Source organism: Vibrio sp. YT-17 (assembly GCF_033337375.1).
Taxonomy (GTDB): Bacteria; Pseudomonadota; Gammaproteobacteria; order Enterobacterales; family Vibrionaceae; genus Vibrio; species Vibrio alginolyticus.
The window spans coordinates 115,639-137,313 of the sequence record NZ_JAWOQP010000008.1 but is presented as its reverse complement, the minus strand read 5'-3'; the positions used below and the strand labels follow the sequence as shown (position 1 = coordinate 137,313).

Sequence of the window (21,675 nt, the reverse complement as noted above, 5' to 3'; positions counted from 1 at the left end):
ATGTGGGGTTGTTTGTTTTTACCGCTTAATTAATCGAGATTTCATTTTATGGCTTCTTCTTGTCCTTGCGGCTCTAACCGCACCTACCAACAGTGTTGTGAAATTGCCCACAATAACCACGCTGACGTCACCACTCCGGAGCAGCTAATGCGCTCTCGTTACAGCGCGCATGTGTTAGGTCTAGTGGATTACGTGGTGAACACATACCACCCAAGCTGTAATGCAGAAGAGCAACGTGAAGGCATTGCCCAATCTATCGACAGCGATTGGTGCAAGCTTGAGGTAGTGAAAGCTGAAGCGGGTTGTAACGAGAATGAAGGTTTTGTTGAATTCAACGCTTACTTTGACGAAGACGGCAAACGCTACTGCATGACAGAGCGTTCTCGCTTTGTAAAAGAAAATGGGCTTTGGTACTACATTGACGGCACGTTTCCAGAAGAAGAGCTAGAAGAAGAACCAGAACAAGATCCTCGCCTAAACCAACCAGTGAGTAGCCTAAAAGTAGGTCGTAACGACCCGTGTATCTGTGGAAGCGGTAAGAAATTTAAGAAGTGTTGTGGGTAAGATCATCCACTCCTAGCTTATTGAGCTCGATTTAATTGGATTCTTGACTTCGCCTAGGTTCGTTGGAGTGACGTTAATATATGTACCTATTTGAAGTAAATAACTCTACTGCAAGTACCATTAGAAAATATACCGTCATTCTGAACAGCGAGGGACGAGCGTGATTCAGAATCTAATCGCCACCAGCACTGTTGCCGGTTTTTGCCCCGAATCAAGAACACTAAAGTAAAAAGCCCCTAGGCTCGAGAGCATAGGGGCTTTCACTTATCGCAAGCTTACTTATGACGCTCTTTCAGTTTATTCACTACGTCATTCATCGATAAGCCTTGGTCTTGAAGCAATACCATTAAGTGGTAAATCAAATCTGCTGATTCACACACTAACTCCGACTTATCGCCCGACGTCGCCGCAAGCGCGACTTCAACGCCTTCTTCGCCCACTTTTTGCGAAATACGCTTGGTGCCACGGGCATAAAGACTGGCAGTATAAGAGGAATCTGGGTCGGCACTCTTGCGGGCAGCCAGTAACTGCTCAAGTTGATGAAGCCACACCATTTGTGACTCCTCTTGAGGGTCCACATCCCAGCAAGTTGTGTTACCCAGGTGACACGTAGGGCCAATGGGATTAACTTTCACCAGTAGCGTATCGTTGTCGCAATCGAGCTGCATGTTCACCAATTGCAATACGTTGCCAGAAGTCTCACCTTTCGTCCAAAGACGTTGCTTGGTGCGAGAGAAGAACGTCACTTGACCTGTTTCACCCGTTTTTGCCAACGCATCTTGGTTCATGTAACCCATCATCAGCACTTGGCTTGATTGGAAATCTTGTACGATGGCAGGTACCAGACCATCCACCTTTTCCCAGTTGATTCGCTCAGCTAGCGAACTTACTTCGGCGGCTTTCACACTCATAGTCGTACCTCAATGCCTTGTTGTTTCAAATACTGCTTTAGTTCACCAATATTGATGACTTGCTTGTGGAATACCGATGCGGCAAGCGCGCCATCCACATTTGCTTTTTGGTAGGCTTCTGCGAAGTGCTCCATGGCACCAGCACCACCCGATGCAATCAATGGCACGTTACACACTTCACGCACCATATTAAGTTGTTCAATATCGTAGCCGTTACGCACGCCGTCTTGGTTCATCATGTTCAGTACGATTTCACCAGCGCCGCGTTTTTGTACTTCTTGCACCCAATCACGCGTTTCCCATTGAGTTGCTTTGGTGCGTTCTTCATCACCGGTAAACTGGTAAACCTGATACTTACCTGTCTCTTTGTCGTAGTATGAATCGATACCAACGACGATACATTGCACACCAAACTTATCAGCAAGGTCAGTAATCAGTTGCGGGTTCGCCAATGCAGGTGAGTTGATGGACACTTTGTCTGCACCAAACTCAAGAATGCGCGCTGCATCTTCCGCTGATTTAATACCACCAGCCACACAGAAAGGAATATCAATCACTTCTGCAACGCGAGCGACCCAACTTTTATCGACGACACGACCATCACTTGAAGCGGTAATATCGTAGAACACAAGCTCGTCTGCGCCTTCTTCTGCATAACGCTGTGCCAGAGGAACGATATCGCCAATAATTTCATGGTTACGGAACTGAACGCCCTTTACCACTTGTCCATCACGAACATCAAGACATGGAATTATTCGCTTTGCCAACATGCAAACGCCTCCTCTGCTGTGAACTTACCATCTAACAGTGCACGACCAACAATCACACCAGCCACACCGCTGCCTTTTAGCGCTTCGATATCTGCTAATGAGCCAATGCCACCTGAAGATTGAAACTGCACTTGTGGGTACTGTTTGCATAGGTCAACGTAAAGCTCTACGTTTGAGCCTTCTAGCGTACCGTCACGAGAAATGTCCGTACAAAGCACGTGCTGCAAACCTACCGTTAGGTAATCGTTGATCAGAGCTTCGATAGTCACGCCTGAGTCTTCTTGCCAACCAGAGATCGCCACTTTACGCGTGCCGTCTTGATCGATGTTGATGTCTAGCGCGAGAACGATTTTCTCTGCGCCGTATTTTTCCATCCAACATTTCACAAGCTCTGGCTGTTTTACTGCTGTAGAACCAACAACAACACGCTGAGCACCAGCTTCTAGCAGGTCAATCACGTCTTGCTCTGTACGTACGCCGCCACCGATTTGGATGTTCGCTGGCGTGCTTGCTAGTAGCTTTGCAATCAAATCAAGCTGGCGTGCTGTCGTGTCTTTCGCGCCAGTTAAATCCACCAAGTGCAGCCAGTTAGCACCCGCTTGGTGGTACAAGTTGAACTGCTCTGCTGGGTCGACTTTGTACTCGGTTACTTGGCCGTAATCACCTTGATAAAGGCGAACCACCTGTCCTTCAATTAAATCAAGAGCTGGAATAATCACACTAAATCCCTTTTATAATTCTAAGAAGTTTTGAATAAGCTTCGCGCCCGCTTTTGAAGAACGCTCAGGGTGGAATTGCACGCCGTAGTAGTTACCGCTTTGTACTGCTGCTGTGAACGGGTTGCCGTACTCGCATTCCGCAATCGTGTAATCCCCAACAGGCATTGCAAAGCTGTGCACGAAGTAGAAGTACTCACCTTCTTCAATACCTTTGAAAAGTGGATTACCTGCTTTTGCAGACACTGTATTCCAACCCATGTGCGGCAGCGGTAAATCGCCGGTTTGTAGCAACTTCACTTCGCCATCACAAAGTCCAAGACACTCAACCAACTCGTCGGCTTTCTGCCCTTTCTCTTGAGACACTTTGCCCAACAGTTGCATGCCTAAACAGATACCTAGCAATGGCTTTTCTACCTGTTTTACCAAGCTGATAAGATCGCGCTCTTCTAGATTCTTCATCGCTTCGCTGGCGGTTCCCACGCCTGGTAGGAATAGCTTATCTGCCGACAATACAACTTGCGGATCTTTTGAAATAGTTACGTCATAGCCTAGGCGTTTAATAGCAAACTTCACCGAAGAGACGTTGGCACAGCCAGTATCGATAATGACAACTTTCTGTTCTGTCACTGTTTTTCTCCTTGCTAAAGTTAGCCTTAAAGCACGCCTTTACTACTTGGTAGCTCAGTGCCTTCTACTTTGATTGCTTGGCGCAAAGTACGACCAAACGCTTTAAACAAGCTTTCAATGATGTGGTGATCATTGTTGCCCGCAGAAGACAGGTGCAGCGTACACGCTAATGTGTCAGTCAGAGAACGGAAGAAGTGAACCACCATCTCTGTTGAAAGATCACCCACTTGCTCACGGCTGAATTGCGCGTCGAACTTAAGGTAAGGACGACCTGATAGGTCTAGTGCGCATTGCGCCAAACACTCATCCATTGGCAAACTAAAGCCAAAGCGACCAATACCACGCTTGTCACCCAGTGCTTCTTTCAACGCTTGACCCAACGCAAGAGCGGTATCTTCTACTGTGTGGTGATCATCAATGTGCAGGTCACCTTCTACTTTGCACACCATCTGGAACCCGCCGTGTGTCGCGATTTGATCCAGCATGTGGTCGAAGAAGCCAAGACCAGTAGAGATGTCATTGCCGCCTTGTTCGTCAAGATTAACGAATACTTTGATGTCCGTTTCTTTTGTGGTGCGAACCACTTCAGCAACGCGTGCCTTCACCGTGAGATCTTTCAGGATCTGTTTCCAACCCATGGTTTCTGGGTTGTATTGAATGCCACGAATTGCCATGTTTTCTGCAAGTTGAAGATCAGTTTGACGATCGCCAATCACAACAGAATTTTGGAAATCCACTTTGCCACCTTGAAGGTACTCTTTTACCAAGCCCAATTTAGGCTTACGGCAAGAGCAGTTATCTTCATCAAAGTGAGGACAAATCAGCACATCATCAAACTTCACACCTTGAGATTCAAAGATCTCCATCATCATGTTGTGTGGTGCATCAAAATCTTCTTGTGGGTAGCTGTCGGTACCCAAACCATCTTGGTTCGTGACCATCACTAGACGGTATCCTGCATCCTGCAACGACAACAGGCTTGGGATAACAAATGGCTCTAGCTTTAGTTTGTCTAAACGGTCTACTTGAAAATCAATCGGCGGCTCGACAATTAAGGTGCCATCACGATCAATAAAAAGGATTTTTTGTTGTTTGCTCACTCGAACTTCCTTATTGCTATTCTTTTGGCGCTCCCGCTATTGAGCGAGAGCGATAAATTCTGTCTCTATTTATGCGTAGTAGTTTCTGATAAATCCAAGCGTTTTTTCGCACTCGTCACGGTTACCCACACTGATACGCACACAATTTTCAATTGGCGAGTTACGCAAAATAATGCCCGTATCCCAAGCCGCTTTGAAAAGGTCATCGCCATCTGGGAATTTCACCAATAGGTAGTTCCCCCACCCTTCAAACACTTCCAAGCCCGGAATCATTGAAAGGCCAACTTGCAAGTAAGCACGGTTTGCATTCAAATCGAGAACTTGAAACTTCGCTCGTGCTAAACCAGCTTCCGAAAGCGCCTGAGTCGCAATTTCTGCCACTGGAACTGGGACTGGGTAAGGTGCGATAACTTTAAGAAGTACATTAATAAGCTCTTCGTTCGCAAGCGTAAATCCACAACGCAGACCTGCAAGCGCAAAAGCTTTCGACAGAGTACGCAGAATCGCAAGATTCGAGTATTGCGCCAGTAGGTCCACCGTTGACGCTTCTGGACAAAAATCGATGTACGCTTCATCCATCACCACGATTGCACGGTCTTTTGTCATCTCAAGCAGAGACACAATGTCCTCTCGCTTAACCAAGTTACCTGTTGGGTTGTTTGGCGAACATACAAAAACCAGTTTCACGTTATCCAGATTAGCTTCGATGCCTGCAAGGTCTAGTTGCCAATCTGACGTTAGCGGCACGGTTTTACGCTCTACACCTATGGTTTCTGCACTGATGGCGTACATGCCGTAAGTTGGTGGGCAGTAAAGAATCGCATCTTCACCCGGCTCACAGAATGCACGAATTAATAACTCAATACCTTCATCAGCACCGCGAGAAGTCAGCGTTTGTTCTGGTTTCACACCCGCATACGCTGCATAAGCGGAAATCAGTTCTTTCGGTTGGCATTCGCTGTAACGATTAAGACGAGCAAAGTCTGTTTTATATTCATTATTGAATGGCGATTCGTTGGCGTTTAGCCATACGTCACCCGTACCACCGATTCGGCGAGCCGACATATAAGGGGTAAGCTGTTGGACTTGTTTACGCGCTAGCTTTTCCATCTCATTACTCTCTTATTCTTTCTTACTTGCTAATTTTTCTACGCGAATGGTCACTGCACGTTTGTGCGCATCCAGACCTTCTGCTTCCGCCATGGTGACCACAGTTGGTGCAAGGTTCTTTAGGCCATCAGCAGACAGTTCTTGAACCGTCATACGCTTGGAGAAATCGGCCAAACCTAAGCTTGAATACGTGCGTGTGTAACCGTAAGTAGGAAGAACGTGGTTGGTGCCCGATGCGTAATCACCTGCTGATTCAGGCGACCAATCACCTAGGAAGATAGAACCTGCGTTATCTAATAGAGGTAAAAGCTCGCGTGGGTTCTTAGTCTGAACAATTAAGTGCTCAGGACCGTAGTAATTCGAAATGGAAACCGATTGAGTAAGAGACTCGGCAATGATGATCAAGCTTGAAGCCAATGCTTGCTCTGCGATGTCCGCACGAGATAGCTCCTTAAGCTGACGTTGAACCGCATCCGTCACTTTATCAGCAATCACAGGAGAAGGAGTCACCAATACCACTTGAGAATCAGGACCGTGTTCTGCTTGGCTCAAAAGATCCGCAGCGATAAAGTCTGCATCTGCGGTTTCATCGGCAATCACAAGAACTTCTGATGGCCCTGCTGGCATATCAATCGCAGCACCGCGGAAATCATTGCTAACCTGTCGTTTTGCTTCGGTCACGTAAGCGTTGCCCGGACCAAAGATCTTATCTACTTTCGATACAGTCTCGGTGCCATAAGCCATTGCAGCAACTGCTTGGCCACCACCGACGTTGTACACTTCATCAATGCCACACAGCTTCGCGACATAAAGGATCTCATCAGCGATTGGCGGTGGAGAACAAAGAACGACTTTACGACAACCTGCAATTTTTGCAGGAACGCCGAGCATCAAAACAGTCGATGGCAAAGGCGCACTGCCACCAGGAATGTACAAACCCACTTTTTGAATTGGACGTGTTACTTGTTCACAAAGAACACCTGGCTGCGTTTCCACCTTGAGCGGTTGCGGCTTTTGCGCTTTGTGGAACTTAGAAATATTGGCGTAAGCTTGCTCTAGTGCGCTCTTCATTGACTCTGACAAACGCTCTGACGCTGCCTTAATTTCCTGAGAAGAAACACGAATGGATTCAGGCTTAACACGGTCAAACTTTTCTGTCAGCTCAATAAGAGCAGAGTCACCTTCTTCTCGAACTTTAGCAATAACTTCGGCCACAGCAGTGGTGATATTGGCACCTTCTGCAATAGCAGGGCGCTCCAAAATAGAGTCTTGCTGATTCTCACTTAATGATTGCCAAACGACTGTTCTCATGATGCTTACTCCATCATTTTTTCAATTGGTAGAACGAGAATTGAACTTGCGCCCAACTCTTTCAGCTGTTCCATTGTTTCCCAGAATAGGTTTTCAGAACTCACTAAGTGAACAGCCATTTTCTGCTTATCTGCAGAAAGAGGAAGAACAGTTGGGTCTTCAGCACCTGGCAGTAGTGCTTTAATTTGATCTAACTTCTCTGCTGGGGCGTGAAGCATAATGTACTTAGATTCTTTCGCTTGCTGCACGCCTTGCATACGAGTTAACAGCTTTTCGATTAGCGCCACTTTGTCTGCGTCGAACTCACCTGTGCGTTGAATCAATGTCGCTTTTGATTTAAAGATAATTTCAGCTTCTTTAAGGCCGTTCGCTTCCAGTGTTGCACCTGTAGAAACCAAATCAGCGATAGCATCAGCGAGACCCGCGCGAGGGGCAACTTCTACAGAGCCTGTCAGCATACATGTAGAGAATGGAACGCCGGCTTCATCCATGTACGCTTTTAGAAGTTGAGGATACGTTGTAGCAATACGCTTGCCAGCTAAGTCTTGTGGACCGTTGTACTCTTCGTCCTTGTCGATTGCGATAGATAAACGACAGCCACCAAAATCAAGTCGACGAAGCTGAACAAACTCGCAGGGTTCACCTAATGCTTTGCGGTCAAGGCGAACTTCTTCTAGTTCATTTTCGCCAATAAAGCCAAGGTCAACCACGCCATCCATAATTAAACCTGGGATGTCGTCGTCACGAACCAAGAGTAAATCAATTGGCATATTTTCAGAATGGACAACTAAACGCTCGCCCATTACGTTGAACTTTACGCCGCACTGTTTTAGTAGAGCTTGACTCTCTTTGCTAAGACGACCTTTTTTCTGAATTGCGATTCTTAAACGTTGTGTTTGCATTGCTTTGTCCCTATGCAAGATTTTGATATCTAAGTATTTTTCAAACTAATAAAACTAAAAAACCCTCGGGAGATTGAAGTCTCCCGAGGGTTTAAAATCTGCTTTTACTTTGATTTTACCTCCGGGAGTTTCCTGCCTCCCGGGTATGCGTACATCGCCCGAAAGACTAGATTGGGTGATGATGGTGATGAATGTTCATTACAAAATTACGCATACTTATTTCAAGGCTCTTCTCATTTGCTTTGTTACCAACCACACTAACCAAGCTGATTACTTTTTTCAACCCTTAATTTTAAAAAAATTCGAATTGTATAATACAAATAAAAAAGGAGGCCGAAGCCTCCTAAAAATTTACTTTTTAAATCAGTGAATTACGCACTCTGGCAAGACGCTATTTTAGACTTTGAAAGCCATGACAAAATAGCGCAAACGATAACGAATGTTATCGACGCTGCAATAAACGAAAACGCAATTGAAGCAGTCATACCAAGGGCAATAAAGCCCACGCATGAAACAAGCGCGACTGATAATGCATAAGGTAGCTGTGTTGATACGTGATCAATGTGGTTACAACGTGCACCCGTCGATGACAAGATAGTCGTATCTGAGATTGGTGAACAATGGTCACCGAATACCGCACCAGCTAAAACCGCACTCAGCATCGGTAGCATTAGCGCTACGTCTGTTGCGCCAGCCATGTCACCCGCGATTGGTAGCATAATGCCGAACGTACCCCATGAAGTACCTGTTGAGAACGCCATCAGGCCAGACAACAAGAATAGGATAACTGGGAGCCAATGAGGGTTGATATTGCCCTGCGCCATTGTCGAAAGGTAAGTACCAGTCTTCATATCACCGATAACAGAACCAATGGTCCAGGCAAATACTAAGATTAGAATCGCACCAAACATAGACTTAGCACCAATCCAAAGTGTACGTGCGATCTCAGCCATTGGTAGACCTTGCTTCACAACAGTAAACAGTGCAACTGCTAAGCCAAGCAAGCTACCGTAGATTAGTGATGTACCTACATCTGTATTTTCAAAAGCACCAAGAAGCGCAAACTCCTTACCATCAGCAGCCAATGCTTGGCCACCCGTGTAAAGCATTGAAGCGATAGTCGCGATAATCAGCGTCACGATAGGAAGTATCAAATCTGACACTTTACCCTTTTCACTTTCACGGATATCTAGCTCTTCGTTTAGGTCATGCGCTTCTTGCGAGTCATTTTCTTTGTCTTTATCAAAGCCACGACCTTGCGATGCAGAGATCTCATGCTCACGCATTTTACCAATATCAAGACCAAACCACGCAACAGCGAACACCATTAGCAGCGCAAAAACGGCGTAGAAGTTCATTGGAATAAGACGAACATATGCGCCAAGAGCCGAATACTCTGTGATCCCATGTGAGACTAAGATCCCGCCAATAATAGTAATAATGTAAGCACCCCAGCTAGAAGCAGGCATAATTACACACATTGGAGCAGCGGTTGAGTCTAGAATGTACGCAAGCTTAGCGCGAGACACATAAAAGCGATCGGTTACTGGGCGAGAGATCGCACCAACAGCAAGGCTATTAAAGTAATCATCGACAAAAATGAATACGCCTAAAAAGGCGGCAAGAAGTTTGGAGCCGCGTTTACTCTTCACTCGAGATTGTGCCCATTCAGCAAAAGCACGAGTACCGCCAGATAGCGTTAATAAAGCTGTTGTCATACCTAATAAGATTAGGAAACCAACAATGCTCATGTTCCAAGTGTTAATTCCGCCATCTTCAATAAAGACAGAAGAAACTTGAGAACTGACGTAACCTGCGGTGTCGCTGATAGACCAGCTATTAAGTAGCACCGCACCTAGCACGATACCTACACCCAAGGAAACTAATACACGTCGAGTCAAAATCGCCAAAGTCAAAGCGACAATAGGTGGCAATAATGAAACAGGAGAACTAGAAAAATCTATTAAATTCATGATCTTCAAAAACCAAAGTTTGGCTAGAGATCTACTGCAGACAAGTCACGTAGCATACGATACGTGCTCATGTTGAACTTAGCGACAGGGAAGCGAACACTCCACCCAACCCTACAGTAGCGCTCCATAGTTTAATGTGAATATATACTATGGCAGTGTTGTTCCTTTCAGATACAACCCCAGCAAGTAACTTTGATGAGTTACTTACTTCGGCAATCTTCGCCTTCCACTATTATTCATTGGCATCACCCCAATAATAGCTACTCTTCGAGACCGCGCCTCTACGGCAACAACAAACAATTAACCACTAACTGTACAAATTAACAACAAATTGTCTGCAATATTGCATCAGGTGGCAGCCATTGTACTTATGATGAGAGTCAATGCAACACATCAAACTAAATTAAACAAATAAATAATGACTGAGATAATTTATAAACCTTGCCTACTTCCATAAGTTTTGTGCAACTGAAATCACATCAATCATGTTATTTATGAAACATTATTACTACCTTAGAAATATCATGGTTTATCTTATATCAATAAATTAAGGATATATGACACAGCATTAAAGATGGATGCTTCATATTTTTAAGTAATAACTCAAATTTTTTTATAAAAAACCAAGCTGTCACTCTCTCTATACAATAATGATTGTTGATTTTAGTTCTCATCTAATAATGATTTATTTCGAGTGTAATAATATTAATTGCTTTAAAAAATAGTCAAATTTAAACAAAATCTTGATTTAGCATTTGCACATAAGGAAAAGATAAAGTTAAATATAAGGACTCTTTGTTTATTTATAGATTGGCATTATTTAATCGTAACGATAAAAAGTGCCCAACACATTAACCTTTTAATAGGAATCGTTATGTCAGAGCTGACTAAAACCCTTCTAAATATCCGTAGCCTTCGTGCATTTTCTCGTGAGCTGACTCTAGAACAATTGGAAGAAGCTCTAGATAAACTCACTACTGTCGTAGATGAGCGTCGTGAAGCAGAAGAAGCAGAACGCGCAGCACAAGCAGAGCAAGAAGCTAAGCTTGCAGAGATTGCTGAGAAAATCGCTCAAGACGGTATTGACGTAGAAGCACTTATTACTGCGCTATCTGGCGAAACTAAGACGAAAGGCAAAGCGAAGCGCGCACCTCGCCCTGCTAAATACAAATACACAGATTCAAACGGTAATGAGAAAACTTGGACTGGCCAAGGTCGTACACCTTCGGCGATTCAAGAGCAACTTGATGCAGGTAAATCTCTGGATGAGTTCCTAATCTAGATCCGTGCTATTTTTTAAAAGGCTCCCATAGGGAGCCTTTTTTATTTAAACCATTACAAATAAAAAAGGCACATTTCTTAATGTGCCTTTTACTTTAGTTACAGAATAGTTAATTAAATCGCTTCGTATTAACGTTCCCAGTATGCTTCTTCTAGGCTATCTTCTCGCTCAGGAAGTCCGCGCGACAATCGTGGTGAATGTTGCACGAGAACTTCGTAGCTAGCACGGTTTGCGTATTTGCAGACTTGAGAAAAAGAAGAGTAAGTTAAATACTCGTTACTGTGCTTGCTTGAATTAGGCACATTTTCTTTATGGTATTTATTTGCTGCCATATCATGAAGAACAGCAGATAACGCAGCATCACCTGCGCCATTTGTATTCTTAATTTTTTCTGGGCCACCCATATATGGCGAGATATGCGAGTACACTTTTATTGGCGTCTCGCATGAGTCTTTTTTCGCCGGACGACTGAATTCATAACGATTAAATTCAGCAATTGACCCTGGAAGTAATGGCAAAGAAGTTTCGCGCTTCGCGCTATCCTCCGTATACCCAGCCATAAATAGACCTACAGGACCCGCCGTGCACAATACTAGATCAGCCCACTCCAATGTTTTATCAGACGCAGCAAGTGGATCAGATTCCCCCGTCAGTGCTTCTGCTTCATCTTCATTCATCGCAACGACTGAAACGTTATCTCGAATGAATTCTTGCCAATATTTAGGGTCATCTTGAATAACAAACTTTGTGCCTAAAGTCAGAACAACAGGCACATCATTCTTTTTCGCGTACTCAATTGCTTTCATTGTTGCTTCCGGCATTGGGTCGCCGTCTTTGCAACGTACTAGATATGACGTCAGTACAAGTGCTGATGCATTTTTAAAGATTTTCTCTGGAATGCTATCAGGATGGAGTTGGTTCATTTGCCCTTCGCTGATAGCAAAAGTACGTTCACCGTCTTCTGTGATAAGAGCAAAACAACGGCCAATTGCACCATCTACACCTTGTAGGTAGTTCAAGTCCATGCGGCTTGATGTATTACAAAGATAGCGGTAACCGTAGCTGCCAATCTTAATATCCTGGCTCATCACTCCAAGTAGTGTGGAGCGGTCATCCGCTAGCACGGAGTAGTTATGTAGCGTGTTACCAATTGTACCGCCCGCATACTCATTGGTAATCAAGTTCTCTTCTTTCAGTTGCTGGTATAACTCTTCTGCTCTTTCGTCATCGATAACCAGAGAGTGACCTTTACTCAGACCGTACTTTTCAATCACATCCGTTGTAACTTTTGCTTCAATATCAACCAAGGTTTGGTCAATACCAATGATGTGAGTGCGCGTCATCTTCTTGCTTTCTTGTGCTTGGCTCACCAGCGGGTCACGAGCATGAACAGGAAAATAGTGCTTCGATTTGCGTTGTCCAGGAAATTTCATATTGTCAGTCTGAGTAAGGGGATGAAAAGGAGAGCGGATTCTATACCGCTAATAATAAAGCAGCAATAAAAGCGATTATAGCAAACGTTTGCTGACTACTTTTTTCTTTTAGGTGGCTTATTCACCTTCCATAAAGCTGAGATCTGGTAGTTGCTCAAGGTGCTCGCTATAACGCTTTAGGTTGAACTCACCCTCATTCTTCATTACATCAAAAATCTCAATTGACATCGCACATGCCATCATCGCAACCGCATCTTCACGTGGTGTGCCAGTCATCATTAAACGCATAAGGGTTTCTTTTACTTTAAGCGGGTTACCATCTTCGAGCTGATTTTCAACAATTTCAATCAACTCACTTTCTTGCATAAATTGGTTTTCTTCTGTCATTTGATGTTTCCTCTTGGATTTTGGCCAACTATGCCATATATACCTCTTCTATACTTGCGAAATTACTCGTTCGAATCTTTGTTGAAGAAAAATCCAGCGAAACGAATTGTGATTTCGATCTCGGATCTGTCACCGGTCTGTGGATTCTGATAGAATCTGCATCCCGTTTATTTAAGTGGTGTTTAGTAATGTCTGATAACAGCCAAAAGAAAGTCATCGTCGGTATGTCCGGCGGCGTTGATTCATCTGTTTCCGCGTATCTTCTAAAGCAGCAAGGCTACCAAGTAGAAGGCCTTTTCATGAAGAACTGGGAAGAAGATGACAACGAAGAATATTGTACAGCGGCAGAAGATCTTGCTGACGCTCAGGCAGTATGTGACAAGCTAGGCATCCACCTACACACTATCAACTTTGCTGCCGAATACTGGGATAACGTATTTGAGTACTTCCTTGCTGAATACAAAGCTGGCCGTACTCCGAACCCTGACATTCTTTGTAACAAAGAAATCAAGTTCAAAGCATTCCTAGAATTCGCTGATGAAGTACTTGATGCTGATTACATTGCAATGGGCCACTATGTGCGTCGCTCTTTCCCAGAAAATGGTGAAAAACCACAGATGCTACGTGGTCTAGATGGCAACAAAGATCAAAGCTACTTCCTGTACACATTAAGCAACGAGCAAATCGCACGTAGCCTATTCCCTGTTGGTGATCTAGAGAAGCCAGAAGTGCGCCGCATTGCGGAAGAACAAGATCTAATTACCGCTAAGAAGAAAGACTCAACTGGTATTTGTTTCATCGGTGAACGCAAGTTTACAGAATTCCTCGGTCGCTACCTTCCAGCTCAGCCTGGTAATATCGAGACGCCAGAAGGCGAAGTGATTGGTCAACACCAAGGCCTGATGTACCACACACTTGGTCAGCGTAAAGGTCTACACATCGGTGGCCGTAAAGGCGGCGGTGGTAACGAGGACCCCTGGTTCGTTGGTGAGAAAGATCTAGAACGTAACGTTTTGATTGCTGTTCAAGGTAAAGACCATCCAATGTTGAAATCAGAAGGTCTACTTGCATCACAACTTCATTGGGTAGATCGTGAGCCAATTCGCGATGTTATGAAGTGCACAGTGAAAACTCGTTACCGTCAGGAAGATATTCCTTGTACAATCATCCCTATCGATGATGAAAACATTAAAGTTATCTTTGACGAGCCACAAATTGCTGTAACTCCAGGTCAATCAGCAGTGTTCTACAAAGGTGACGTGTGCCTAGGTGGCGGCATCATCGAGCAACGCATTAAATATTCTCAAGCTTAGGAGTCGTTACGTGGCGAATACACTTTATGACCGTACTATCGCTTTCGCTGGGATTTGCCAAGCTGTTGCTTTAGTTCAACAGGTAGCGAGAAACGGACATTGTGATCAAGATGCTTTTGAAACATCAATCAACGCTATTTTGAGCACGAACCCTGCTAACACAGTTGGCGTATTCGGTCGCGAAGCCGATCTAAAGCTCGGCCTAGAATGCTTGGTTAAAGGGATTGATAGCACACCATCAGGCAGTGAAATTACTCGTTACATTATTAGTTTAATGGCGTTAGAGCGTAAGTTAAGCTCTCGTAACGATGCTATGTCTCAGCTTGGTGATCGTATTCAAATGGCCAAGCGTCAGTCAGAGCACTTTGAGCTACTAGACGATCAAATGATCAGCAATTTAGCGAGCATCTATCTGGATGTCGTTAGCCCTATTGGCCCACGCATTCAAGTAACGGGCACGCCATCTGTACTGCAGCAGACGGCAAGCCAACACAAAGTTCGTGCGCTGTTGTTATCTGGCATTCGTAGTGCAGTTCTTTGGCGTCAAGTTGGTGGTAAGCGTCGCCACCTAATCTTCGGGCGCAAGAAGATGGTAGAGCAAGCACAAATCCTTCTTGCTCGTCTGTAGTAAAATATCAAATAAGCAGCTCGCGTTTATCGCGAGCTCATTTTTTTCGACTAAAACAAATCTCGCGCAAACGTTTGCGCAATATTCGTGACAATTGCCACAGTTATTGGTATAAAGCTCACGAAATTTAGAAACCCAATTCAGGAGAACATCATGGAACTGTCAGCATTGACTGCTGTTTCACCAGTAGACGGCCGTTACGGAAGCAAGACAATTGCGTTACGCGAAATTTTCAGTGAATACGGTCTACTAAAGTACCGTACTATCGTTGAAATCCGCTGGCTACAAAAGCTTGCTGCTACTGCTGAAATTGCAGAAGTGCCAGCGTTTAGCGCAGAAGCAAACCAATTCCTAGACGACCTTGCTGCAAACTTCTCTGAAGAAGATGCACGCCGTATCAAAGAGATCGAGCGTACAACTAACCACGACGTAAAAGCGGTTGAGTACTTCCTAAAAGAGAAAGTAGCAGACGTTCCTGAACTGCACGCAGTAAACGAGTTCTTCCACTTCGCATGTACTTCTGAAGACATCAACAACACATCACACGCTCTAATGCTTAAAGAAGCGCGTGAGAACGTGATTCTTCCAGAAATCCGTAACCTAATCGACGCTATCAAAGCACTAGCAGTGGAATACCGCGACATTCCTCTTCTATCTCGTACACACGGTCAGCCTGCTTCTCCATCTACTATGGGTAAAGAAATGGCAAACGTGGCGTACCGTATGGAGCGTCAATTCAAGCAAATCGAAAACGTTGAGATCCTAGCGAAAATCAACGGTGCAGTAGGTAACTACAACGCACACCTTTCTGCTTACCCAGAGCTAGATTGGCACAAGTTCTCTGAAGAGTTCATCACAGAGTCTCTAGGCGTAACTTGGAACCCTTACACAACTCAAATCGAACCGCACGATTACATCGCTGAGCTGTTCGACGCTATCGCTCGTTTCAACACTATCCTGATTGACTTCGACCGTGACGTTTGGGGTTACATTGCACTAGGCCACTTCAAGCAAAAAACTATTGCTGGTGAGATCGGTTCTTCAACAATGCCTCACAAAGTTAACCCAATCGACTTTGAAAACTCAGAAGGTAACCTAGGTCTTGCGAACGCTGTATTCGGCCACCTAGCACAGAAACTGCCTATCTCTCGTTGGCAACGTGACCTAACTGACTCAACGGTTCTACGTAACCTTGGTGTTGGTGTTGGCTACGCTATCATCGCTTACACTTCGACACTTAAAGGCATCAGCAAGCTAGAAGTAAACCGTGAAGCGCTTCTTGCTGAACTAGACAAGAACTGGGAAGTACTAGCTGAGCCAGTACAAACCGTTATGCGTCGTTACTGCATCGAGAAGCCATACGAGAAGCTGAAAGAGCTAACTCGTGGTAAGCGTGTAGACGGCGAAGCAATGCGTAACTTCATCGACGGTCTTGAGCTTCCTGAGCACGAGAAAGCACGTCTGAAAGAAATGACACCAGCGAACTATATCGGTCAAGCAATCGAGCTGACAGATAAGCTGTAATACTCCTGTAACGACCAGATACTTAAAAGGTTGACGCGAAAGCGTCAACCTTTTTTAGTTAGGGGAGTTAGGTCGGGAGAAAATAATTTTAGTTATATGGAATGGATTATTAATTGAAGATCAGCCCCATTTGTTATGGCTGCTTTTGGAAGAACAAGGTTATTGTTCCTACTTCCACACCAAACTTTTTTATTTTCGTTAGATTGAAAACGTGTCTGTCATCCTGACGATAAAGCCAATCATCAAAAGCAACCGTCACTGATGAATCCTCCATTTGTAGCTCAAAGTCATATTGCCACTGTAGCGCATTGCCCTGCTCTTCCCCTGTTGCTACACCTATAATATCGTCTGCCTTACCTTCATAACTACCGTCTTCTAATCTAGTGATAACCCAAATTCGCTGGTCCACCTCTCCGTCATCAAACACGAAGTCTTCCACCAGCGTCAGCGTATCACCTTCTACAGTACCCACTATATCGACTTCAAAGCGACGGGTTTGCTGTTCGGTATAATCTTGCACCATCCCCCACGCCTTTATGTCGCCTTCGAAATAACCGAATACGTCAAAAGTCGGTGTAGAAGAGCGGTAATTATCAATGTCTGCGGAACATGCCGAAAGAAAAACAGCTGCCACTAAAGTCGCTGATTTAAAAATTCGTTTAAGCACTATCTAACCTGCCCTATCAATTGTTTTCGGAGTTTCGGGAATTCTGTGTTGGGTGATAACCATATAGCTAAAAATGCATCGTTCATTCGTTCGTCTTCAATGATGCCAACGTTCTTTACTTGCACGTCCCCAACCTGCTTATAAAACAGCTGACCAGATTTTCCATCTGTTAGATAAGTAAGCTCGTCACCTTTTTGAATATCAGGAAACATACGATCGAGCTCGCTGATCCAGGCTTTTCGATATGAGTCCGTAAAACCCAATTTCGCCCACTGCTCATCCGTCACATCAAGCAGCTGTTGCTTACTGATGTCTCTCTTGTAATTAATTTCCAACGCAAGGGGATGTGGCGATACGTCATCGCTTACGATGAACTTTCCATCAGGCGCTTTTAATCTTGAGTGATAAATATCGAAGATGAACCAGGTAAGTTGGGCTTCTCCAACAGTTTTCCATCCCTTCCAATTAGCAATGTTGCTAGCAGCTTCGCTGTTTCCAACGGGTTGAGCTTGCAGAGCAAAAGAACCAGTTACTATTACCAACGCAAGCAACCTAGTCAGTCTCTGAGTTAAAACTCTCTTCAAGCTTTTCATTTCCGTACACCTTGAGTATCAAGAGCATCATGACGCACCATTCGACAAACAACATTGCCAGTGTAGCGCCAGTGCTAAATCCAAATTCAACGGCTTGGAGCTTATAGCCAGCAAAGTAGCTCACTGTTCCTCCGAGTCCGCCTACTATTGATACGTAGGTTTTTGGGAAACGGTACAAAATTGACTTAAGTTGATAGGCATACCAAGAAAACAAAACCCACAAGCATAATAACCAGACTGGCAGCCATGGGGTTGGAAAGACAAAGACCGAGAGTTGTTGATTGAGCGTATCAAGCACGAGCCCGCTCGTGACGATCACACCAATACTTTTGAGCGAAGATGCGTCAGTTTTCAAACAATATAGTAGGGTTGCCAAAGTAAGGAATAACGTCACCCATTGCCATTGATAGGTTCCAAGCACCGCTGCAAACCAGCAGAGTTGGAACCATGTCGAAGCAAGAAATACCTTCATAACGAACTACGGGCGTTGAAACGTCATGTGAACTGCACTGATCGTGCGAGCCAAAAAGCCCCCTTCACAGTAGCTCAAATAGTAGCGCCACATACGCACAAAGCGATCGTCGTAGCCAAACGAGCGCACTTCATTCTCTGCTCGATTAAAACGAAGGTGCCATTCGTTCAGCGTCTTGGCGTAGTCCAAACCAATATCGAACAAGTCTCGCGTCACTAAGTCACTGTACTTTGTTGTTGCTTGGGTTAGTGAGGTTACCGACGGTAAAAAACCACCCGGGAAAATGTACTTTTGGATAAAGTCGACGTTGTTACTGTAGTAATCGTAACGCTGATCGGCAATCGTAATCGCTTGAATCGCCATCAAGCCACCAGACTTCAATAAAGACTCACAGACCTTAATGTACGAAGGCAGGAATTGTTTGCCCACAGCTTCAATCATTTCAATAGAAACGAGCTTGTCATAAGTGCCGGTTAGGTTTCGGTAATCTTCTTTGAGTAGAGTGATTTTGTCTTCTAAGCCACGCTCTTTGATTTTTTGCTCCGCGTACGCGTGTTGCTCTTCAGATATCGTTGTTGTGGTGACCTGACAACCGTATTGTTCAGCCATGTAAATCGCCATAGCGCCCCACCCAGTGCCAATTTCAACAACATGATCGGTAGATTTCAGCTCAAGTTGCTGACATAGACGATCCATTTTGTTGATTTGAGCCTGCTCTAGAGAGTCGTCCGCATGATTGTAAAGCGCCGACGAGTACAGCATATTGGTGTCAAGGAACGCTTCGTATAGGTTGTTACCCAAGTCGTAATGCGCATGGATATTTTTACGTGAGTTCTCTTCAGAGTTTCTGTTTGACCAATGGCTGAACTTGTACAGTATTTTAGTCAACCAACTGCCTTGCTCTTCGAGTTTATCTAGAGCACGCATGTTAAGGGCCATCAGTTTCATTAATGAGGTTAAATCGGGGCTATCCCACCACCCATCCATATAAGCCTCACCAGCAGCAATACTGCCGCCCTGCAAGATCCGTGAATAAAAGCCTGGATGTTTTACCTCTATAGTAGCGACAACAGGTTGACCACTGTACTCCCCATTTGGCGCACTAAAACGCTCGCTTCGCTCTGTCGTTTCCGTCTTAAAACTTTCAATAACTGTTAAACAGCCGATTTCCATTTTTTGCAGACATTGAAAAATAACTCCGCGAGCCGCTTTTTGCGTTGTCGTCAATTTACGCGGCAATGTCATAGAACTAGTATTTAACATGCAGAATTCTCCTTGTGCTTTTTATTTTTTTTGTCTGTTTTTTCAGTATCGGCTTCTATTTCTTCATGCGTTGAATATTTAGGATGAGAATAAAAAGGTGCGCCTTTCACCCAAAGTTTTAATGCGTGCCAATAAATACCAACCATTACTTTTACCGTTTGTATTGGTGTAACGATCAAACACCTCAATAAGGTTTTGCTTGAAAGTGGCTTGGCTTTCATAACCATGGTGGCATCAAAGTGTTTCTCTCCTTTGTGACATTCAAGATGAATATTCAACTTGTCTGTCAAAGGTTTAATTTTCCAGCGGTAGAGTTGGTCAATCGGGTTGAATGGTGAAACATGGAATGCTTTAACTTGTTCCCAACCAAACTTTTCTTCTTCTTTATCTGCTGACACCACGTAGTAATGTCGTTCATTCCAAGGAGTGTTACTCACCTCTGCGAGGAGATACTTCCATTCTCCTTCCGCGTTATAAACGTAGTAGAAATTAACGGGACTGAAATAAAGTCCTAGATAACGCAAGTGACAGACTGCGATTACCTTGCCGGTACAGCGAACACCTGTCAGTTCTTCAATTTTGCTGTGCACTGCCGACTTGACGCTACCTTCACCAATGTAATCACTGCGCTTGAAGCGAGCCCAATGCCACCAACGCGAACCAAAACCCCATACTTTTTTCTCTAAAGCATCGATCTCGTCTACATCAATGGCGGGCATAAATAAAGAGTAGTTCAACTCATGATTCACCGGCGTGAATCGACGGTGACGAACGTTGCCTATAAACAATCGGCTGTTCATTTGGCTATCCATATCACGCTGCGCCTTTTTCGAAAGGAACCACATTTTGTTCGCGGTACTTTTCTTCTAGTTCTTTCACAACATCAAGCGCGCTACGCACGCCATCTTCATGAAAACCGTTGTACCAATAAGCGCCGCAGAACCAGGTACTTTGTTTACCCTGTATCTCATTTTTGCGCTGCTGCGCTGCAATAGACTCAGTGGTGAATACTGGATGATGATAAGTGAACGAACGCAAGACTTTATTTGAGTTAATTTGCTCAGTACTATTCAACGTTACACAAAACATGTGTTCTGATTGAATATGCTGAAGAATGTTCATGTTATAAGTGAGCGAAGGGAGGCGTTGCTGTTGCTCTTCACTGCCTTCCAATAGGTAGTTCCATGATGCCCATGCTGCCTTACGTTTTGGTAGTACGGCAGAGTCGGTATGAAGAACAACTTCATTTGCTTGGTATGTCATATCCCCCAAGATTTCCTGCTCAATTGGGCTGATATCCTCTAGCATTCTCATTGCTTGATCACTGTGACAAGCAAAGATAACGTCATCAAACCAATGCGTTTCTCCGCGAACTTGAACGCCAACCCCTTTTTCGTTGCGAACCACTTTTTCGACAGGACTATTAAGACGAATATTCTCGGCAAAGCCTTTGGTCAATGGTGGAATGTATGAACGTGAACCACCTTTAATCACATACCATTGTGGTCGGTTAGTCACATCTAGCAGACCGTGGTTGAGGAAGAAACGTAAGAAGAACATAAGAGGGAATGCGCGCATGTCAGCTAAAGTCGACGACCAAATCGCAGCACCCATCGGTAATATGTAGTTATCGGTAAAAAAAGCACTGAATTTGTGTTCGTCAAGGAACTCACCTAACGTCTGAGAGTGCGAAGATTGCTCGCTAGCGAAGCGCTTGGCAAGTTTATTGAAACGAAGTATCTCGAAGATAAATCGATAAAATTTAGGGTTTGCCCAGTTACGTTTTTGAGCAAACAATGTCGACACTGTGTGGCCGTTGTACTCTAGTCCGTTCCCATCGTTTCTGACACTGAAGCTCATTTGAGTCGGCAGACCTTCAACGCCAATCTCGCTCATCATTTTAATGAAATTAGGGTACGTACGATCGTTATAGACGATGAACCCAGTGTCTATCGCGTATTCTCTACCATCAAGGCTCACATCAACGGTTGCAGTATGGCCACCGATGTAATCGTTCGCTTCAAAAAGCGTTACATCATGTTCTTTATGCAAGTAATAACCACAAGTAAGGCCAGAGATTCCCGTTCCCACAATCGCTATCTTCTTTCTTCCTGCTGTTTTCATTT

Annotated in this window: 22 protein-coding genes, 1 riboswitch and 1 other annotated feature; of the genes, 5 read left to right on the top strand and 17 right to left on the bottom strand. The window is 44.5% G+C overall.

Translation table 11 applies throughout. The features are described 5' to 3' along the window. The first annotated feature begins 48 nt into the window (after positions 1-48). On the top strand, positions 49-564 hold the full coding sequence (locus R7F67_RS10105) for a YchJ family protein (protein ID WP_005378159.1): 516 nt from the start codon (positions 49-51) through the stop codon (positions 562-564). A gap of 275 nt (positions 565-839) precedes the next feature. On the opposite strand, the gene hisIE is transcribed toward R7F67_RS10105, so the two are convergent. The 9 genes from hisIE to tet(35) all read right to left on the bottom strand — a co-directional run bounded on the left by hisIE (position 840) and on the right by tet(35) (position 9,987). Then, the gene (gene hisIE / locus R7F67_RS10100) at positions 840-1,475 is read right to left on the bottom strand and encodes a bifunctional phosphoribosyl-AMP cyclohydrolase/phosphoribosyl-ATP diphosphatase HisIE (protein ID WP_033905093.1); all 636 of its coding nucleotides are present in this window, start codon (positions 1,473-1,475) and stop codon (positions 840-842) included. Beyond that, the gene (gene hisF, locus R7F67_RS10095) at positions 1,472-2,245 is read right to left on the bottom strand and encodes an imidazole glycerol phosphate synthase subunit HisF (RefSeq protein WP_004749837.1); all 774 of its coding nucleotides are present in this window, start codon (positions 2,243-2,245) and stop codon (positions 1,472-1,474) included. Before hisF ends, hisIE begins: the two co-directional genes overlap by 4 nt. Next, complete coding sequence (gene hisA, locus R7F67_RS10090) at positions 2,227-2,964, bottom strand: 1-(5-phosphoribosyl)-5-[(5-phosphoribosylamino)methylideneamino]imidazole-4-carboxamide isomerase (protein ID WP_033905092.1); 738 nt, start codon at positions 2,962-2,964, stop codon at positions 2,227-2,229. Before hisA ends, hisF begins: the two co-directional genes overlap by 19 nt. A gap of 12 nt (positions 2,965-2,976) precedes the next feature. After that, a complete protein-coding gene (hisH, locus tag R7F67_RS10085) occupies positions 2,977-3,591 on the bottom strand; it encodes an imidazole glycerol phosphate synthase subunit HisH (protein ID WP_033905091.1) in 615 nt (204 codons plus the stop codon). 26 nt (positions 3,592-3,617) lie between these two features. Then, entirely contained in the window at positions 3,618-4,691 is a 1,074-nt protein-coding gene (hisB, locus tag R7F67_RS10080; RefSeq protein WP_033905090.1) for a bifunctional histidinol-phosphatase/imidazoleglycerol-phosphate dehydratase HisB, read from the bottom strand. Positions 4,692-4,760: 69 nt separating this feature from the next. Further along, positions 4,761-5,801 (bottom strand): histidinol-phosphate transaminase, encoded by a 1,041-nt coding sequence (gene hisC / locus R7F67_RS10075; RefSeq protein ID WP_054575133.1) that lies wholly within the window; start codon positions 5,799-5,801, stop codon positions 4,761-4,763. A 12-nt stretch (positions 5,802-5,813) separates the two neighbouring features. Continuing rightward, on the bottom strand, positions 5,814-7,112 hold the full coding sequence (hisD, locus tag R7F67_RS10070; RefSeq protein WP_171342733.1) for a histidinol dehydrogenase: 1,299 nt from the start codon (positions 7,110-7,112) through the stop codon (positions 5,814-5,816). A gap of 5 nt (positions 7,113-7,117) precedes the next feature. Next, positions 7,118-8,014, bottom strand: coding sequence for an ATP phosphoribosyltransferase (gene hisG, locus R7F67_RS10065; RefSeq protein WP_005378180.1), 897 nt, complete (start codon positions 8,012-8,014; stop codon positions 7,118-7,120). Positions 8,015-8,067: 53 nt separating this feature from the next. Further along, positions 8,068-8,205: a sequence feature (His leader region), on the bottom strand. Between the two features lie 180 nt (positions 8,206-8,385). Continuing rightward, the gene (tet(35), locus tag R7F67_RS10060) at positions 8,386-9,987 is read right to left on the bottom strand and encodes a tetracycline efflux Na+/H+ antiporter family transporter Tet(35) (RefSeq protein ID WP_005378182.1); all 1,602 of its coding nucleotides are present in this window, start codon (positions 9,985-9,987) and stop codon (positions 8,386-8,388) included. A 109-nt stretch (positions 9,988-10,096) separates the two neighbouring features. Next, positions 10,097-10,279, bottom strand: a riboswitch (Lysine riboswitch). A gap of 582 nt (positions 10,280-10,861) precedes the next feature. Between tet(35) and R7F67_RS10055 the strand changes: the two genes are divergently transcribed. Continuing rightward, positions 10,862-11,269 (top strand): H-NS family nucleoid-associated regulatory protein, encoded by a 408-nt coding sequence (locus R7F67_RS10055; RefSeq protein ID WP_005378185.1) that lies wholly within the window; start codon positions 10,862-10,864, stop codon positions 11,267-11,269. A gap of 128 nt (positions 11,270-11,397) precedes the next feature. Here the strand turns inward: R7F67_RS10055 and R7F67_RS10050 are convergent, their stop codons facing one another. Both R7F67_RS10050 and R7F67_RS10045 read right to left on the bottom strand, forming a co-directional pair. Continuing rightward, the gene (locus tag R7F67_RS10050) at positions 11,398-12,702 is read right to left on the bottom strand and encodes an inosine/guanosine kinase (protein WP_005378187.1); all 1,305 of its coding nucleotides are present in this window, start codon (positions 12,700-12,702) and stop codon (positions 11,398-11,400) included. Positions 12,703-12,819: 117 nt separating this feature from the next. Beyond that, positions 12,820-13,089 carry a hypothetical protein gene (locus R7F67_RS10045; protein ID WP_005378190.1) on the bottom strand — a complete coding sequence of 90 codons (270 nt, stop codon included), beginning with the start codon at positions 13,087-13,089 and terminating at the stop codon, positions 12,820-12,822. Positions 13,090-13,277: 188 nt separating this feature from the next. Between R7F67_RS10045 and mnmA the strand changes: the two genes are divergently transcribed. The 3 genes from mnmA to purB all read left to right on the top strand — a co-directional run bounded on the left by mnmA (position 13,278) and on the right by purB (position 16,554). Beyond that, complete coding sequence (gene mnmA / locus R7F67_RS10040) at positions 13,278-14,402, top strand: tRNA 2-thiouridine(34) synthase MnmA (protein WP_005378192.1); 1,125 nt, start codon at positions 13,278-13,280, stop codon at positions 14,400-14,402. 10 nt (positions 14,403-14,412) lie between these two features. Continuing rightward, positions 14,413-15,030, top strand: a complete 618-nt coding sequence (gene hflD, locus R7F67_RS10035) for a high frequency lysogenization protein HflD (protein WP_005378194.1) — start codon at positions 14,413-14,415, stop codon at positions 15,028-15,030. A gap of 153 nt (positions 15,031-15,183) precedes the next feature. After that, the gene (gene purB / locus R7F67_RS10030; RefSeq protein WP_318057167.1) at positions 15,184-16,554 is read left to right on the top strand and encodes an adenylosuccinate lyase; all 1,371 of its coding nucleotides are present in this window, start codon (positions 15,184-15,186) and stop codon (positions 16,552-16,554) included. Between the two features lie 133 nt (positions 16,555-16,687). On the opposite strand, the gene R7F67_RS10025 is transcribed toward purB, so the two are convergent. The 6 genes from R7F67_RS10025 to R7F67_RS10000 are packed head-to-tail and all read right to left on the bottom strand — an operon-like array spanning position 16,688 to position 21,673. Next, on the bottom strand, positions 16,688-17,221 hold the full coding sequence (locus R7F67_RS10025; protein ID WP_005378200.1) for a DUF3833 domain-containing protein: 534 nt from the start codon (positions 17,219-17,221) through the stop codon (positions 16,688-16,690). Further along, on the bottom strand, positions 17,221-17,814 hold the full coding sequence (locus R7F67_RS10020; protein ID WP_025766881.1) for a chalcone isomerase family protein: 594 nt from the start codon (positions 17,812-17,814) through the stop codon (positions 17,221-17,223). The genes R7F67_RS10025 and R7F67_RS10020 overlap by 1 nt, the downstream gene beginning before the upstream one ends. Beyond that, positions 17,774-18,286: a DUF2878 domain-containing protein gene (locus R7F67_RS10015; RefSeq protein ID WP_025766882.1), complete on the bottom strand. Its 513-nt coding sequence runs from the start codon at positions 18,284-18,286 to the stop codon at positions 17,774-17,776. Before R7F67_RS10015 ends, R7F67_RS10020 begins: the two co-directional genes overlap by 41 nt. Positions 18,287-18,292: 6 nt before the next feature. Then, positions 18,293-19,549 (bottom strand): SAM-dependent methyltransferase, encoded by a 1,257-nt coding sequence (locus R7F67_RS10010; RefSeq protein WP_025766883.1) that lies wholly within the window; start codon positions 19,547-19,549, stop codon positions 18,293-18,295. Next, complete coding sequence (locus tag R7F67_RS10005; protein WP_064368029.1) at positions 19,543-20,361, bottom strand: DUF1365 domain-containing protein; 819 nt, start codon at positions 20,359-20,361, stop codon at positions 19,543-19,545. The genes R7F67_RS10010 and R7F67_RS10005 overlap by 7 nt, the downstream gene beginning before the upstream one ends. 1 nt (position 20,362) lies before the next feature. Further along, positions 20,363-21,673, bottom strand: a complete 1,311-nt coding sequence (locus tag R7F67_RS10000; RefSeq protein WP_318057166.1) for an NAD(P)/FAD-dependent oxidoreductase — start codon at positions 21,671-21,673, stop codon at positions 20,363-20,365. Positions 21,674-21,675 lie beyond the last annotated feature (2 nt).